At 38.9% G+C, this 14,212-nt stretch carries 16 protein-coding genes and 1 riboswitch; of the genes, 3 read left to right on the top strand and 13 right to left on the bottom strand.

Going from position 1 to position 14,212, the window contains the following annotated elements; translation table 11 throughout:
* Positions 1–15 precede the first annotated feature (15 nt).
* From RTK36_RS05150 to RTK36_RS05105, 10 genes are all read right to left on the bottom strand, one after another.
* Positions 16–333 (bottom strand): V-type ATP synthase subunit F, encoded by a 318-nt coding sequence (locus tag RTK36_RS05150; RefSeq protein ID WP_312044988.1) that lies wholly within the window; start codon positions 331–333, stop codon positions 16–18.
* A complete protein-coding gene (locus tag RTK36_RS05145) occupies positions 326–1,303 on the bottom strand; it encodes a V-type ATP synthase subunit C (protein WP_312044986.1) in 978 nt (325 codons plus the stop codon). The genes RTK36_RS05150 and RTK36_RS05145 overlap by 8 nt, the downstream gene beginning before the upstream one ends.
* Positions 1,304–1,318: 15 nt before the next feature.
* Entirely contained in the window at positions 1,319–1,879 is a 561-nt protein-coding gene (locus RTK36_RS05140; RefSeq protein ID WP_312044984.1) for a V-type ATP synthase subunit E, read from the bottom strand.
* A gap of 30 nt (positions 1,880–1,909) precedes the next feature.
* Positions 1,910–2,395: a V-type ATP synthase subunit K gene (locus RTK36_RS05135; RefSeq protein WP_312044982.1), complete on the bottom strand. Its 486-nt coding sequence runs from the start codon at positions 2,393–2,395 to the stop codon at positions 1,910–1,912.
* Entirely contained in the window at positions 2,388–4,382 is a 1,995-nt protein-coding gene (locus tag RTK36_RS05130) for a V-type ATP synthase subunit I (protein ID WP_312044980.1), read from the bottom strand. Before RTK36_RS05130 ends, RTK36_RS05135 begins: the two co-directional genes overlap by 8 nt.
* Entirely contained in the window at positions 4,369–4,695 is a 327-nt protein-coding gene (locus RTK36_RS05125; protein WP_312044978.1) for a hypothetical protein, read from the bottom strand. Before RTK36_RS05125 ends, RTK36_RS05130 begins: the two co-directional genes overlap by 14 nt.
* 657 nt (positions 4,696–5,352) lie before the next feature.
* Entirely contained in the window at positions 5,353–5,796 is a 444-nt protein-coding gene (locus RTK36_RS05120) for an NUDIX hydrolase (protein WP_312044976.1), read from the bottom strand.
* A 38-nt stretch (positions 5,797–5,834) separates the two neighbouring features.
* Positions 5,835–6,713 carry an Hsp33 family molecular chaperone HslO gene (gene hslO, locus RTK36_RS05115; RefSeq protein ID WP_312044974.1) on the bottom strand — a complete coding sequence of 293 codons (879 nt, stop codon included), beginning with the start codon at positions 6,711–6,713 and terminating at the stop codon, positions 5,835–5,837.
* A gap of 1 nt (position 6,714) precedes the next feature.
* Complete coding sequence (locus RTK36_RS05110; RefSeq protein WP_312044972.1) at positions 6,715–7,473, bottom strand: class I SAM-dependent DNA methyltransferase; 759 nt, start codon at positions 7,471–7,473, stop codon at positions 6,715–6,717.
* Positions 7,474–7,522: 49 nt separating this feature from the next.
* Positions 7,523–7,744, bottom strand: coding sequence for a small, acid-soluble spore protein, alpha/beta type (locus RTK36_RS05105; RefSeq protein WP_312044970.1), 222 nt, complete (start codon positions 7,742–7,744; stop codon positions 7,523–7,525).
* Between the two features lie 147 nt (positions 7,745–7,891).
* Positions 7,892–8,069, top strand: a riboswitch (Lysine riboswitch).
* A gap of 377 nt (positions 8,070–8,446) precedes the next feature.
* Between RTK36_RS05105 and RTK36_RS05100 the strand changes: the two genes are divergently transcribed.
* The 3 genes from RTK36_RS05100 to dapB all read left to right on the top strand — a co-directional run bounded on the left by RTK36_RS05100 (position 8,447) and on the right by dapB (position 11,439).
* Positions 8,447–9,445 carry an aspartate-semialdehyde dehydrogenase gene (locus RTK36_RS05100; protein WP_312044968.1) on the top strand — a complete coding sequence of 333 codons (999 nt, stop codon included), beginning with the start codon at positions 8,447–8,449 and terminating at the stop codon, positions 9,443–9,445.
* A 39-nt stretch (positions 9,446–9,484) separates the two neighbouring features.
* Entirely contained in the window at positions 9,485–10,369 is an 885-nt protein-coding gene (gene dapA, locus RTK36_RS05095; protein WP_312044965.1) for a 4-hydroxy-tetrahydrodipicolinate synthase, read from the top strand.
* Between the two features lie 317 nt (positions 10,370–10,686).
* Positions 10,687–11,439, top strand: coding sequence for a 4-hydroxy-tetrahydrodipicolinate reductase (dapB, locus tag RTK36_RS05090; protein ID WP_312044963.1), 753 nt, complete (start codon positions 10,687–10,689; stop codon positions 11,437–11,439).
* Positions 11,440–12,472: 1,033 nt separating this feature from the next.
* Here dapB and RTK36_RS05085 read toward each other — a convergent pair.
* The 3 genes from RTK36_RS05085 to RTK36_RS05075 form a co-directional block, all read right to left on the bottom strand.
* Positions 12,473–12,958, bottom strand: a complete 486-nt coding sequence (locus RTK36_RS05085; protein WP_312044961.1) for a cob(I)yrinic acid a,c-diamide adenosyltransferase — start codon at positions 12,956–12,958, stop codon at positions 12,473–12,475.
* 17 nt (positions 12,959–12,975) lie between these two features.
* Positions 12,976–13,641: a single-stranded DNA-binding protein gene (locus tag RTK36_RS05080; RefSeq protein ID WP_312044959.1), complete on the bottom strand. Its 666-nt coding sequence runs from the start codon at positions 13,639–13,641 to the stop codon at positions 12,976–12,978.
* Positions 13,642–13,792: 151 nt separating this feature from the next.
* A complete protein-coding gene (locus RTK36_RS05075) occupies positions 13,793–14,104 on the bottom strand; it encodes a hypothetical protein (RefSeq protein ID WP_312044957.1) in 312 nt (103 codons plus the stop codon).
* Between the last annotated feature and the right edge of the window lie 108 nt (positions 14,105–14,212).

Raw genomic sequence — 14,212 nt, 5'->3', positions numbered from 1 at the left:
CACCTACAATCGTATTTATTCACTAAACAATATATCCGCACCAATCGCACGTTTTGCCGATTCTCTTACTTCGTTCATACCCAGACCCATGCTTCCGCCAACACCTGGAATCACAATAATCGCGGGCAATTCAAAATCCTTGTATTTTGCAATGCTTTCCTTCGCCATTAAACTAGCCTGCTCTGTGATATAAATAATCGCATAGTCCTTTTCCGCCAGTTTATGAATTGTCTTTTTTACCTCATCTGCATTGTAAGCAGGGAAAATGTCAATTCCAAGTGCGAGAAAGCCCAAAATGCTGTCCTTATCGCCAATAATTCCAACTTTAGACATAAGTCTCTCTCACCCTTTCTTTAATAATGGCCGCATCAATGCTATGCATCTTACAAGTCATGATGATACGAATACATTTCGCTTCGGTTTCTTTCGCCAATATAAACGCCATAACCGGCTCAGGAGTCAAGGTCTTATATTTCGCATCCTTGATGTACTCCATCAGGTAATCATCACAAGCTTTTTCAAAGGCCGTAAAACCTTGATCCATATACTTCTCGCAGAGCAAGCCATACGGCGTTTCCTTTAAAACTGCCACCAAAGAATCACTACGGAATGCCCTGGAAATCAGCTCTAAGCTTATACTCCCCCCGGGTACAAAGCTTTCCTCCAAAACTTGAAACTCTCTATCCATTTTTTTCACCCGGTAAAGGGTTTTCAAATTTGTGATATCTGCCAACATATGAACATATTTGGAAATATAGGTATTTCCAAGCTTCGTTGCCGCCTTTTCCATTGTAGAAAAGCAAGCTTTATCCAGTATGGTGTCAATATATCTTCCATTACGGGTTTTGGCATACATACTAATGGCCTCTTCTACGGCCTCCCCGCTTATGTTAGGCAGTTCCGCATAATTTCTTTCACGCAAATTCTTACGCAGCGTTTCTATGGGGATTGTGCCGCCCAATATCAAAAACTTCTTGCCACTCACCTTGGAAACCTCTTCCTTTAAAAGAACCTTGATATTATGATAGTCATTTTTATAAAGGAAAATATCAATTAATGTTTCCTGAGGAATTAAACCTGCTACAGCCTGATAGGTTTCCTCCAGATGGTTGCCAATCATTTTTTCAAATTCGTAAACGCCTCTAATCTGCGTTTTACCGTAAGCGCTGTCAGACAATATGCGCAGAGCCTCTTCGGCAGTTTTGGCATCAGCCATCTGCATCAGCTTTTGCTTTGTCATCAAGGAGTTTTCCATAGAACGGACACTAGCCACAGCGAAAGGGTAAATCTTATTTTTTGACATCAAGAATCCCCCTCCTTAAAACAAAATTTTTGCTGCTATTTGTCTAATCTCTTCTTGCTCCACCGTGATAATGGACTCAAATGAATAATTATATTCAATATCTCCATTTCTCACAATAAACCCACCGTCAAGTTCCCTGCTTTGTTCAGAAAGGATAAAGCCTTTTTCCTCTATAACAGAAGCCAAGCGCTCTCTATCCCCTTTGGATACTATAATTTCTTTACCGATTTCCTTATCTAATTTCGCAAGCATAATGCCTACTGTTTCCGCGTACTGGGCATCCGGTAAAGTTTCTAGCCTTTTCTTAGCCTCAGCAATGACATCCTCAAGAATGCTCTGTTTTTCTTGCAAAACTGTGATTTTCCCTTGCAGCTCTGCACCTGAAATTGCCTTTGCCTTTATCTTTTCTGCCTCAGCCTCTGCATTTTTTTTCAAAACATCGCTTTCACGTTTTGCTTTTTCCTCAGCTGCCTTTAATACTGCTTCCACTTCCAAATTGGCCTTCTCTTTGATTGCCATTGCTTCCGCTTCTGCCTTCTCTATGATTTTATCGATGATAATTTTACCGTCATTCATAGGAGTGCGCCTCCTTTTCTTTCAAGTTTATCATACCTGGATGCTGTTGAGCATCAGGAAGGAAACGAGCAAAGCCAAAACTGCATATGTTTCTACCATCGCTGCGAAAAGCATACCTTTTGCTAACTCACTTGGCTTTTTACCAACCAGCATAATACCAGCCGCTGCCGCTTTACCCTGAGCAATACCAGAGAAAATACCTACAAGACCAATTGGCAGGGATGCCGCAAAAATACCTGCGCCTTGAATCATTGTTAATTCAATCATACCACTACCGCCCAAAAGACCAACCTTAACCATTACCAAGAAGGCAATCAACAAACCGTAAATACCCTGTGTGCCTGGCAAAGCCTGTAATAACAGAACCTGACCAAATTTATTAGGATCTTCGGAAACAACACCTGCTGCTGCTTCACCAGCAACACCAACACCAATTGCACTGCCTATGCCTGCAAGAGCAGCAATTGCTGCACCTGACAACGCTAAAAATTCACCGCTGAATAAACTCTCAACCATTATTCTTCTCCTCCTTGAGTATCTTGATATATTTTGTTCTTCTTTCAAAAGGTGCAAACGCTCTGCCGCCGCCTGTATAAAATTTTCCAAAAAATTCTACATACTGCAATCTACAAGAATGCACAAATGCCCCCAAAGCGTTGATTGCAATATTAAATATGGTACCAAATACAAACGCTATCAGCAAAATAATTGCGCCCTTTATTCCGCCGCCTGCTAAGGAGCCTAGAGTGTTAATTACCTTCGCAACAACACCCGTCGCCAAACCTAACGCAAGTAGTCTGGAGTAAGAAAGAACATCAGATAAATAACTGGTAATTCCGTATAGGCTGCCGAGGCCCCCTGTAATTTTACCGAAAATACCTTTTTTGCTTCTCCCGCCAGTTAACAGGATTCCTGCTGCACCCACAATAGCCATTCCTTTGCCTATTGTGACTGCCAGAGGGGATACGCTATCACCAATTCCAAACAGTACCAAACCAATTAATAATACGTACCAAAAACCAATGTCAAATAATGCATCCAAGGGATGACCATCCCGAATCAGCATGTAAGCCTGTATTCCCATACCTACGAACAAATGAATTGCACCAAGGATAAGGGAGAAAATTAATAATTTCATGGGTTCTGTCAATGGATCAAACCAAATCGGCTTGATTACGAAATCTGCATCAAATAGCGTCTTCGCTGCTACCGTGAAGAAATCTCCAAACCACCCTCCAAAAAGAGCACCCCACATGAAAGTGGAAATGCCACAGTAGAAGAACATTTTTATCATTCGATAAGTCATGCCTTCCAATTTATACTTCTTTAATATAATCCAACACACTACTGCTATAATGATGCCATAAGCCGCATCACTCAGCATCATACCAAAGAATATAAAGTAAAATGGCGCCAATAATGCTGTAGGGTCAACATCATGCTTCGAGGGCAAACTATACATATTGGTAACTGCCTCAAAAGGAGTAGAAAACCCTCCATTATGTAGACAGACAGGAGCCTCATCTTCTGGCTCAGGCTCGCTTAAATTATAATAAAATTCATATTTTTGTAGAAGAGCCTCAACCTCTGACTGCGATTTTTTAGGCACCCAACCGTCGAAGTAAAATACCATTTCAGTACTAAGCATATCCCCAACGATTTTTGCTCGATCACGACGCATATTCAAGCTATCATAAAGGAATTCAATATTGCTTCTTGATACAGATAATTCACTTAAAATAGCCTCTTTGGCAAGAATTCTTTGCCGATTTTCTTCCATTTGTGTTTCATATTGCTTTATCGCATCTTTAGGTGTTCCCTTATGCTCTGCAAAAGAAACTGGGTTAAAGGCAAACTCTCTAAGAGCTTCATAAACTTGATCCCGCTCCTCTTTCAAACAGATAATGGATATATAAATCTGCTGTGTATCCGCACTTACCTGTTGAACTACTGCTGAGGGCACTTTCTCTAATACAGTCTGCAATAAATTTTCATATTTGGTTTTAACACCAACTGTTCCATAAATTATTGATGAATATTTTGTTTCCTTGATTTCTAAAGGGATATCCATGCTTTCCCAAGGCCTCAGCCCAGCTATCATACCCTTTAAACGATTGACTTCATTTTGCCCATCCGCAATTTGTTTATAGCACATAACCGCCGTATCCACGTTCATTTCTGTTTCTGTTTTAGTTCGGTTCATGTGATTGACAAATTCTCCACGGTCAATTTCCTCTCGAACCTGAAACAAAGGTTTTTTTCGTGTATCGTAGCGGTTAATAGCTTCTAATGCAGTGCTGACACGGGCAATATCAGCCTCCAAACGGGAAACATCCGCACTGTTACTGGTTCTAAAAATATCAGGCATCCACTCTTCGTCATTTACCGTGCCTTCCTGAGAGTTGATTTCAACAACACCCAGATGCATCAGCTCATGTATAAAAGGGGTTCGGCCGCTATTTAAACCAATGACAGTAAGCTTTCGCATCTCAACGACTGCCATACACTCCCACAACCCTTCCAATTACCGCTTGAACAGCTTCTTCTTTCTTTTGTGCTGCCTGCTCTTTAATTTGCAAACAAACTATTTCCGTATTCTTTTGAATGTTCTGGATTTCGACGCGACTTTCATCCTCTGCTTGTTTTGCAACAAGCTGCATCAGTTCTTTACCTTGCTGCTGAACCTGCTGCAATAGCACTTCTCTTTGTTTCTGCGCATCCTTTTTCAAAGCTTCCGCGTCTTCTGTGGCCTGCGTTACGATCTGACCAGCTCGTTCTTCAGCCTCTACGATGCTTCTCAGGATCTCATGAGCCATTACCATCACCTCTCTTGTTTACAATTTGCCATGCAAATTGTATAGTATGCATTTCTGTTAGGAAGCGAACCTCTTTTGTTAAAGTTATAACACTACTTATTATAAAAAAAGAAGAAGTTCTACCTAAAATTTCAGACCCCTTTTTCATAAAAATATAAAAAAAAGACCTTTTCTTGAGCGGAAACACACCAAATTACAAAGTTTTTATGGTTTCGCTTAGTATGTATTAAATCTAAAACATACCTCAGTGTAAATAATAAATTATTTGCCTTGTATTGTCAATAACCCATTACTTCTCGACAATACAGTAATATTTTATCGTGGCTTTTAATAATTGTTAAATTAAAATCAGTATCTTTTTTCATTTTATACCCTTGTGTTGAGTTTTACAGGCTTTGCGAACGGTAGTTTGCATGCAATTTATTAGTGCCCAAAGTTTTTTATTGGCATTTTTGACACTGGTAAATTTAGGTTATTGTGACTTTTTAACATACAAATCGAACTTTTTTTGTGCAAAAATCTATTATTTTTTATTTTTTTTCGTCTTTTTGACAGTATGACAATGAAATATATTTCATTCAATTCTCAAGAATTTGAAAATCATAACATGGATATTGTCTATCCGTAAAAAAATAAGCTCAGATAACCGCTCTAAGCCTACTCATTCTCTCCTGTTTGTACATTTTTATCCCTATCCAAAGCCCGTACCAAATCCCTTTTCATCCAATTAGGCAGTGTGCTTAAAGCCACTTCATCCCTTGTCATCCAAACAAAAGCATCGTGCTCTTCACTTAGCACAACACTCCCACTTTTCCATCGACAGGTATATGTAAAAATGCATAAATGAATATAATTTTTAATCACATCAAAAAGAGAAACAGGCTCCCCCACAAAAACTTCTAAGTTAGTTTCCTCTTTTATTTCTCGGCGCAAACCATCCTGAGCATGCTCATAGAAGTGCAGTCCTCCTCCAGGCAAATCCCATTTTTGTTGGTTATTCATGTAACTGCCATTCATCTCATTCTGAGATCTGGATAAAACTAAAACCTTTTCATCTTTCACAATAACTGCCTTTACGGCAATTGCAAAATCTCTTTTCATAGGGTCACCTCCTCCCTCTCGTCTAATTTTCCATTTAATTATTTTACAGATTCTAAAAGCTTCAATATCTCTTCCTCAGTAAAATCGTATTCTTTACCGCAAAAATGGCAATGCAGATTGGCTTTTTTATCCTCATTTGCAATCTTCTCCAGCTCTTCTTTCCCAATACTTATCAGAGCCTTTTCTACTCGTTCTTTCGTACAATTACAATAAAACTCTGTCGGCACTTTATCAAGAATCTTCAGATCCATCCCTTGAAGAATCATTTCCAATATCCCTTCAGGAGTCTGTCCCATATCCAACAAGTCTGTAATGTACGGTATGGTATTCAATCTTGTTTCCAGTTGAGAAATTACCTCTTCTGACGCATCAGGCAAAAGCTGAATCATAAATCCGCCTGCACAGCGGATAGAGGTATCAGTATCGACCAAAACCCCTAAGCCAATTGCTGAGGGAGTTTGCTCAGATTGGGCATAATAATAAGTCAAATCTTCTGCAATTTCCCCGGAGACCAGTTGAATACGTCCTGCATATGGCTCTTTTAGTCCAATATCTTTAATGACGCTCATATAACCTTGGCCAATTGCTGCACTTACATCTAGTTTCCCTGGATATTTGGATGGAACCTCTACATTAGGATGAAAGACATAGCCTTTTACCCTGCATTTACTGTCTGAGGTTACAACTGCACCTTTAAGGGGCCCTAATCCTCTTATCTGAAGGGTAACCAAATCCTTATCGCCTTTTAGCATACTCCCCATAATTGCTGCCGCTGTCATCATTCTACCAAGAGCTGCCGAGGCCACAGGTGAGGTATGGTGCACTTGCCTTGCATGCTCAACCATTTCTCCTGTGGTTGCTGCAAAGGCTCGTATGCTGCCACCTCCAGCTGTTGCTCTTACAATATAATCACCCATTTTATTTTTCCTCCTTTAACTGCGCCACAAAAAAATAGCGTTGGCTATCTCCTTTTGCTCGCTCAAAACTATATCCATCATACACATTTAATAGTGCAAATCCATTTTCCTTAAGGTAACCTTCTACTTCTTCTACGCTGAAAGCCTTTTCATAATGGTACTCTTCAATTCGTTCGTAAGTTTCTTTATTTTTTTGCTTCATAAAAAAGCTCACATAATACTCATTGATTCTTTCCTCTTCATCAAAGGAATTCTCCCAAAAATAAGCGGCATCCTCCGTCATAGCAGCATAAGTCTTATCTCCCAAAACTTCTTTAAACTTATATTCTGTATTCATATCGAAAAGAAACAACCCTTGGGGGTTTAAGTGCTTTCTAATGGAAGAAAAGGCAATTGAAAGCTCCCCCTCCTCCGTTAAATAATTCAACGAATCACAAAGGCTTAAAACACAGTCCACCTGATATGGTAAATCAAGTTCCACCATGTCCTGACAAAAAAAAGGTATGGAAACCCCTTCAGAAATTGCTTTTCTTTGCGCCTCAGCCAACATTTCCTGGGAAATATCCACCCCCACAACGGAGCATCCTGTTTTTGCCAAGGGAATGGTAATGTTCCCCGTTCCACAGCCTAAATCAATCACACTTTCTGGGTTTTTGCCAAGCCGCTTCCATGAATCAATAATATATCCCACCCACGCAGGATAATCAATCTCTTCCATAAATACATCATATAAAGTTGCAAAGCCCTTATAAGCTTCCATTTATCGCTTCTCCCATACCAATTACTCTCAAAATCCAACAATTTATATATTATAGCTTTTCCTCTGATGTATTGCAAGAATTTTTCCCTTTAGCCGCAGCATCTCTTTTTTTCTTTCCCATAATGCCACCTATACGCCCACTTTCTCTTGCGGTAAGGCCTTTCCAGCCTACCTGCTCCACCTTTTCCATAAGCCCTAGTTCCTCTGCGATTTCATACTTCATAGCAATGTCTCGTTTTTGTTCTTCCGTCAATTCCTTCTTCTGTCCCATTTAAAAAACTCCCTTCTTTTTTTTCAGTATTGCCCATTTTTTATTTTTTTTACTACCTCTGTCCCTGTGAAAAAAAATATTGTCTGTGAACGAAAATCATTTGACAGATTCCTTTTCTGATGGTAGACTATGGATTAAGTAAATAGTTCTAAAAGTAGAGGTGCGTTTTTCATGAGTACACGGGCGAATATCATAAGGGATAAAGGCCGTCCGCCGAAAGGGGCAAACGCCGAAGAGAGAAGATGCCTTATCTTTTTTTCTCTGGTTGTCCGGTTAATAACCGTCCAACTGTCATTGGTACCACCAATGGAGCGCTACGAAGCTTTCTTTTTTGCATTATTGTTTTTTTATTGTATGCAAAATTTTGAAGTCGGCGCTTGCCGGCTCTTTTTGTTTTTCCGGCAAAACCTATCTTTGGAACATATACCGCAACGGCGAAGAATTCGGGCGTAGCGCCTAAAAAAGCAGTATCCCTCAACCAAACCACAAGGCCTTCATTATCTTTCCAAAATCCCCTGCTCAGTTGCTTTATAGCATATCACTTGGGAAATACATATCCTAGATTATGGATAAGATTTCTTGGAAGCCTGGCTAAATCATTTTCATAACAATCAGGGCATACTCTATTTTGAAAATTTTAGTTTCTTCGCACATACTCACACATTTTACATTATTATAATAAAAGAAAGAAGGAAGTTTGAAATGAAAAAAATTAATCTGGCAGTTGTTGGAGCAACAGGAATGGTCGGGAGAACATTTCTGAAAGTCTTGGAAGAAAGACAGCTTCCCATTGAAAATTTCTATGTTATGGCCTCCAGCCGTTCCGCAGGAAAAACAATTACTTTTAATGGAAAAGATTATATTGTAGAGGAGTTAACGGAAAATTCCTTTGATAAACCCATTGATATTGCACTGTTTTCCGCAGGCGGCAGCACCAGCGAAAGATTTGCACCCATTGCCGCAGCCCATGGATGCATTGTAATCGATAACAGCTCTCAGTGGCGTATGGATCCGGAAGTACCCCTTGTTGTGCCTGAAGTGAATGCCGAGGATATTGCTTGGCACAAAAATATTATTGCAAACCCAAATTGCTCTACTATTCAAGCAGTGGTTGCATTAAAGCCCTTGAATGAAAAATATAAAATTAAGCGTGTTGTATACTCAACTTATCAAGCAGTCAGCGGCGCAGGTCTTGCAGGCTGGATGGATCTTGAGAATGGCTTAAAGGGAGAAGAACCACAAAAATTCCCCCATCCCATTGCAAACAACTGCTTGCCCCATATTGATGTATTCTTAGATAATGGCTATACAAAAGAAGAAATCAAAATGGTAAACGAAACAAGAAAAATGCTTCATAATGACAACCTGAAAGTCACAGCTACAACAGTACGTGTACCAGTTTTCAATTCACACAGCGAATCCATCAACGTAGAGTTCGAAAATCCCTTCGATTTGGCTGAACTGATTGAAACCCTGAAAAACGCTCCTGGCATCGTTATGATGAATGATTCTAAAAATAACGAATATCCCTTAGCACAAACTGCAACAGGGCATGACGAAGTTTTTATCGGACGTGTTCGTCGTGACGACAGTGTAGAAAACGGAGTAAACCTCTGGGTGGTTGCAGATAATATCCGAAAAGGTGCGGCTACAAACGCGGTGCAAATTGCAGAGGAAATTATTAAAAACATGAACGCTTAACTTATAACTTATTTTAAATATTTTGGAGGTGCTTGCATTATGTCAATTTTTACAGGCGCAGGTGTTGCATTGGTTACACCTACATTTCCCGACGGTACTGTTAATTTTGAAAAAATGAAGGAGTTAATTGAATTTCAGCTTGCCAACGACACCGATGCACTGATTGTTTGCGGTACAACAGGTGAGGCATCCACTCTTTCTGATGAAGTACAAATTGAATGCGTACGCTACGCAGTTGAGGTTGTAAAAGGCCGAGTTCCTGTTATTGCAGGTGCAGGCAGTAATGATACAGCACACTGTATTGAATTGGCGAAGGGTTGCGAAGCTGTTGGTGCTAACGCCGTTTTACTGGTAACACCCTACTACAACAAAGCTACGCAAAAAGGTCTAATCCTCCATTATACAGCTGTTGCGGAAAGTATATCTATTCCTATTATTTTGTATAATGTTCCTGGACGTACAGGTTGCAATATTGCTCCTAAAACAGTTTTAGAACTGTCCAAGGTAAAAAATATCGTGGCAGTAAAAGAAGCAAGTGGAAACCTATCTCAAGTAGCTGAAATTGCAGCTTTGATTGGCCCTGACTTTGATATCTACAGCGGTAATGATGATCAAATCCTTCCAATCCTTTCTTTAGGAGGAAAAGGCGTCATTTCTGTTTTGTCTAACATTGCTCCAAAAGAAACCCACGATATGGTTGTTAAATTCTTCGAGGGCGATTTAAAAGGTGCCATCTCATTGCAGTTAGGTGCAATCGAGTTGATTTCTGCCCTGTTCTGTGAAGTAAATCCCATTCCCGTAAAAACAGCATTGGATTTAATGGGTTACGAAGTTGGCCCTTGCCGTATGCCTCTTTGTGCTATGGAAGACAAAAATCTTGAAACACTAAAGAAAGCAATGAAAAACTACGGTTTGATCTCATAATGATAGGATTTGCGGCAAAGACATCTTTGCCGCATTTTAACAGAATAATAAAAGTACAAGCTTATTGTATAGTATAATTGATCCAGACTAGAGTAGCCTTGATTTCAAGAAAGCTATCCTACCTTTTGTCCTATACTATAAGTAATTTAAGTGGGATTTATCCTAAATATAAATTTAATTACTCAGTAATTGTAATTTTACAATAGACGCTGACATGAATCAGTGAAAAAGACAAGCTTTTGAATGGCTCAATTCCTTAAATAAAAGGGATCATTCAAAAAGCAGGATAAGGTTTGATTTTAAAGGAGTGTAACTATATGATTAATATTATCATGCATGGCTGTGGTGGAAAAATGGGACAGGTTGTGGCAGAAATCGTGGCAAACGAGGCAGCTTGCCAAATTGTTGCAGGTATTGACCCAAGAGTCCCTGCAGCTGATTTTCCTGTTTTCCCAACGCCTGCTGACTGTAATATCGAAGCCGACGTAATCATCGACTTCTCCACAGCAGTTGCTGTACCGGCTATACTGGAGTTTGCAAAAGCAAAGAATATCCCTATTGTTGCCTGCACAACTGCTCTCAGTGATGAAACTATGGAATTGCTAAATGAAACTTCAAAAAGTGTTGCCGTACTAAAATCAGCAAATATGTCCATCGGTATAAATTTGCTAATGGAGTTGGTTCAAAAGGCAGCAAAAGCTTTGTATGACGCAAATTTCGATATTGAAATTGTAGAAAAGCATCATAACCAAAAAATCGATGCGCCTAGCGGAACTGCCATGGCTTTGGCTGATGCAATAAATGAGGCGATGGAGCAACAATTCCATTATGTTTATGATCGTTCTCAGCTAAATGAAAAAAGAGATCGTAATGAAATAGGCGTTCACGCTGTTCGAGGTGGAAATATTGTGGGTGACCATGACGTTATCTTTGCCGGAAGAGACGAAGTAATCGAATTAACCCATAAAGCCACATCCCGAGAAGTTTTTGCAGTAGGTGCCGTAAAAGCTGCAAAATTTTTGGCATCACAAGGACCCGGGCTTTATTCTATGAAAGATGTCTTGGCTTGAATTCACCAAAAGCCCTATTATAATAAATTAAAGGGCTTTTTTTTAATTGGATATGCAGTATAGCAACATGAACAAAATTCTTAATTGCATCTCGAATAGTCTAAGAGATTAAAATGTAAGATCGTAATTACTATTACTTTTAATAAAAACAGTGTCAGTCACTTCATGGGAAGTACTGGCACTGCTCCTATTTTGAACCCTGATATCATGCGCCTGTTCGCACTCTATCTTTAATCTTTCGGTGTTGCATAAGAAAAACATACTCTAAGTTACTGTTGCCACTCCACTTGAATCATCTCACTGTTGTTTCTCTCGTTTTTAAGCAACTTTCTTAATTTATTCAATACATTGATTTTGATGTATCGCTAGCAATATAGAATGAATTAGGATAATTGATTCTATCATTTTCATTTCCACAAAAATGATTTACAGTCCATTTCTGTTTAAAATAGTGTCAATCTAAAATAAATATTGATAGACAATCCCGAAACAGATAAGACCTAATATCTCGTCTTTCTTAATATCATCCTTACTTTCATTTGTCTTATCCCTCTTCTTCTCAGCTAACCACTTTCCGTATTACCAATTGTTTATAAAATGAAGAATTCGACATAGAATGGCAGCATCAAATCCATTTCCTCTTTCTAAACCCCATTTCTTTTCTCCGTCAATCTATATTTTCACATCACCACCTAATTGTTCCGACTGCAAGAGACATGCGCACATCGATAAATAGTTATATCAAACATAACTATTTAATATATTATTATATATATTTTCATATGTCAACACACAAATAAATTTTATATACCCGTAAATCATAATTTTACAATGGTTAGAATTACAAATTTCCTTACTATTTCCTTGTCCTTGATAAACAAAAAAATCCACCACCAAAAGTATACACATCTTGGTGGTGGTTTTAACTGCTAAAAAATATAAAAAATAAAATAACGAACACCCTCTATAATAAGTGTGTTTTTCAATTGAATCTCTCTTGGTGATACACTAAAGTAAAACTGTAGAGAATGCCCTACTGTTTCTCAGTCTTCAACTGATAAATGCAGTCTACTCTCTCCGCAATCGTTGGTGGCAATGCGTCCCCCGTTAAAATAATATCCATGTATTCAGGCCGTCGATCCAACAATTCATCCAATTGCTCAGCTGACAAAAAACCTTCTCTTATGCACTCCAGAATGCCATCTAGCAAAAGCATCTCGCATTCCCCTGTATCCACAATTTTTCTTGCAAAATTGAAAGCATTTTTAATTTCTCCGCTGATTTCTTTACGAACCGTCTCATCAAATTCCTGCTCTTCACGATTTTTCTCAAATCTAAAAATACGGAAATCAGGCTCAAGCTTTTTTAGTAATTCAATTTCCTTACTATTATGATAATCCATAAATTGTATCATCACAACACGCAAATCGTCCCCAATGGCTCTCAGCCCTCTGCCAACAGCCACACAGGTTTTTCCTTTGCCTGCGCCATAATAAACGCAAATTTGTCCACGTCTCACTTAATATTCAACTCCTGCTATTCTTCGGTAGTATCTTCAACTGTTTTTGTTTTCTCATCTGTATGGGGAATTTCAATTTTAGATACAGAAACCTCATAGGCAACTCTCTCTTCAATCAAATCGCCTGTCTTTTTCTGATAACTCCTGCTTTGCACTCTACCCCAAACCTTGATATTTGAACCTACCTTTAAATTTGCCATATATCTTGCATTACGTCCCCAAACAATGCAGGGGATATAGTCTGACTTATTGTATGCACGGTTTACAGCAACCAAAATATCTGAAATCTCCCGCCCAAAGGGCGTCTTTCTATAAATTGGCTCTTTGCAGATAAAACCATTCAGAAAAATTTGATTTTCATTCTTTTTTTCTTCTTCAGACATCAGGCGAATTTCCCTAGCAAAAATAGTAAGAACAAGCCTGTTCTTTTTGCTGTTATAATTATTATAGCTACGAAGTTGTCCCATCACATCTACGCAAGTGCCCGCTTTCAGCTGTTCCTTATCTATCAACCTTTCCGAGACGGTGATCGGAAGGATATCAGCCTGATCACTAAGACGCTCAGATGCTATCTTAAACGTATAGAAGCCCTCTCCATAAACCTCGTGGCTAAAGACACATTCCTCCACGATTTTACCGGCAATGGCAACAGTGTTGTTTTCCGGCAATCCATCCATATGCATCGCTTTCTCCCCTTTTCTATGCCGATATTTGCATCGACATTGCTTCCTTCTGTATTTCAGTTTACGCAAAAAAACAAACCTTTAGAAGTCCATATAAAAAAAAACTCTTCAAGGCCCTCTTCAGGTACGTTCGCTGATATCCTAGCCATTCTTATTGGGTTTGGGAAATATTTTTTTCATTACGAAAAACAAACCCAATTTTAACACAATCAATGGCTACGACCATAGAGTAATCTTTCGTTTTATATATCAACGGCTCCCCATTTTTCTTCACGATTACCGCTTCAACCTTTTTGCCATTTTCTAACCAATAACAGAGGAAGTAAAAATCATCATCTCGACGCACCGTCCATTCAATATCTAAAAGAGGCTTTAAAAAGAAATCGCCCTCGCAGCCAAATAAATCTGTTACTCTTTTACTTGCCTGTACAAAACCCTGTACCGGTTCTTTTCCCTTAGCCATATCTTCCTCCACTCACCCAAAAATCTTATAATCTTATGGTAATGATTTCTAAACCACTTGTCAATATAAACATTTCTTTTGTACATAAACCTTTTTTCCGAATTATAA

Source organism: Anaerotignum sp. (assembly GCF_031981185.1).
Classification (GTDB): domain Bacteria; phylum Bacillota; class Clostridia; order Lachnospirales; family Anaerotignaceae; genus Chakrabartyella.
Note: the sequence above shows the minus strand (reverse complement) of the source record. Positions and strands in the feature narration are given on the sequence as shown.